The sequence below is a fragment of the Asticcacaulis biprosthecium C19 genome, from assembly GCF_000204015.1.
GTDB lineage: Bacteria > Pseudomonadota > Alphaproteobacteria > Caulobacterales > Caulobacteraceae > Asticcacaulis > Asticcacaulis biprosthecius.
This window is the reverse complement of sequence record NZ_GL883080.1, coordinates 568,568-569,857: the sequence shown is the minus strand read 5'-3', so window position 1 is coordinate 569,857 and position 1,290 is coordinate 568,568. Positions and strand designations below refer to the sequence as shown.

Here is a 1,290-nt window from a genome sequence, read left to right as displayed (position 1 = left end):
GTTCCAAAAACGGGAACGCCCGAGCGGTACGTCACACTTTTTGGGATGCGCTCTAACTCAGCCGCCACGCCGCGTTCCCTCGATCTTTGATCGAGCGCCGGCCATTGGAGGCCACGCCGAAGGATGCGTTGGAAGATGAAACGCGAGCGACCGTCATCAAGAAAAGCCCGCTGACGCCAAGGACGCAGGGAGCAATCATGATCTGTGAAAGATGGGAGCTGAGGCCACTGGGGCTTGCCTCAGCTTATCAGCGTCGCCTTATTCATCGTCGGTGAAAATCGGATAGATCCGCGCAAAGACTTCGTCATTTATAGCTCCCGGCGCCGTCTCCACAAACTTGCCCGACCGGGCCGCCAGATCAACGGCGCGAATTTGCGTAAGATCAATCACACCGGTCGTCTTCGTACCCGCACCCGTTAGACTGACGGCCAGACCTTCCGACCGCGCGAGATTGCCTCCGGTCGAAATGGGCGCAACATAGGCCAGGCCGCGCGTATTGTAGCCTTCAGGGGAAATGATGAAGGCAAAATGTTTTCCGACCATCTCCTTGCCGGCAGAGGGCGTGAAGTCGAGATGATAAATGTCCCCACGGCGCGGTCGCTGGGCTTTTACCATCAGATTTCGTTCCCCACCGGAGGCAATTGCTCCCACGCGCGTTGTTCGTCTGTCAGTTCGAATGTCTCTGGCAATTCCTGCAGTAGTTCATTCAGTGAGTAGCGCTTTTTCCGCCCCGCCTTATGGCGTATCACAAGGCTTCCATCGTCAGCGACCACGATATCGCCAATGGTCCCCTCACTAAATCGGGCCGCGTCTGCGACGGACACCGGGATGGTAATGGCATAAGAGCCACCTGACTTGCGGAATTTGACTTCCTTTCGAATAGCCTCATTAGAAACCTTGATCGCAAAGGACATGACAAACCTCTGGGTAAAACATTGTTGAACATTATAGATCAATACGACAAAACGTTCAACAATGTTGATCTTCGGCCGCTGGGGCGCGCCAATCTCAAATCAGAAAGCCAAACGACGGCGAACACAAAAGGGGCGGAGACAATTACGAGCCTTACAGCAGGCGCGCCTGATGATCCACCTTGACCTCTTCCGCCTGTGTCTTGCGCGGCCTTCCCCTCACCGACCGCTCGACCCGACGTCCAAGCGCGGCTTCGATCTGTCGGCGGAACCGGTCGCTGCCGGCTACGCAACCGCGTTGGAAGTATTTAAGTATTTCGGGGACGCCTTACTAAATGTCAAATTAGGGGTAGGACTTCCTCCTTCGCCCCTGCCAAGT

General features: G+C 55.7%; 3 protein-coding genes. 1 reads left to right on the top strand and 2 read right to left on the bottom strand.

Features of this window, described 5'->3' with window-relative positions; all coding sequences use genetic code 11:
- Positions 1-258: 258 nt before the first annotated feature.
- The gene (locus ABI_RS21085; protein ID WP_006275100.1) at positions 259-615 is read right to left on the bottom strand and encodes a type II toxin-antitoxin system PemK/MazF family toxin; all 357 of its coding nucleotides are present in this window, start codon (positions 613-615) and stop codon (positions 259-261) included.
- Positions 615-914 carry an AbrB/MazE/SpoVT family DNA-binding domain-containing protein gene (locus ABI_RS21080; RefSeq protein WP_050808379.1) on the bottom strand — a complete coding sequence of 100 codons (300 nt, stop codon included), beginning with the start codon at positions 912-914 and terminating at the stop codon, positions 615-617. Before ABI_RS21080 ends, ABI_RS21085 begins: the two co-directional genes overlap by 1 nt.
- Positions 915-1,083: 169 nt before the next feature.
- On the opposite strand from ABI_RS21080, the gene ABI_RS26020 reads away from it, so the two are divergent.
- Positions 1,084-1,290: hypothetical protein (locus ABI_RS26020; RefSeq protein ID WP_211211201.1), on the top strand; the 207-nt coding region annotated here is incomplete at its 3' end.

What these genes read in the sequence shown, in the direction of transcription:
- ABI_RS21085 (WP_006275100.1), bottom strand. Translation starts at nt 615, where the DNA reads ATGGTAAAAGCCCAGCGACCGCGCCGTGGGGACATTTATCATCTCGAC.
- ABI_RS21080 (WP_050808379.1), bottom strand. Translation starts at nt 914, where the DNA reads ATGTCCTTTGCGATCAAGGTTTCTAATGAGGCTATTCGAAAGGAAGTC.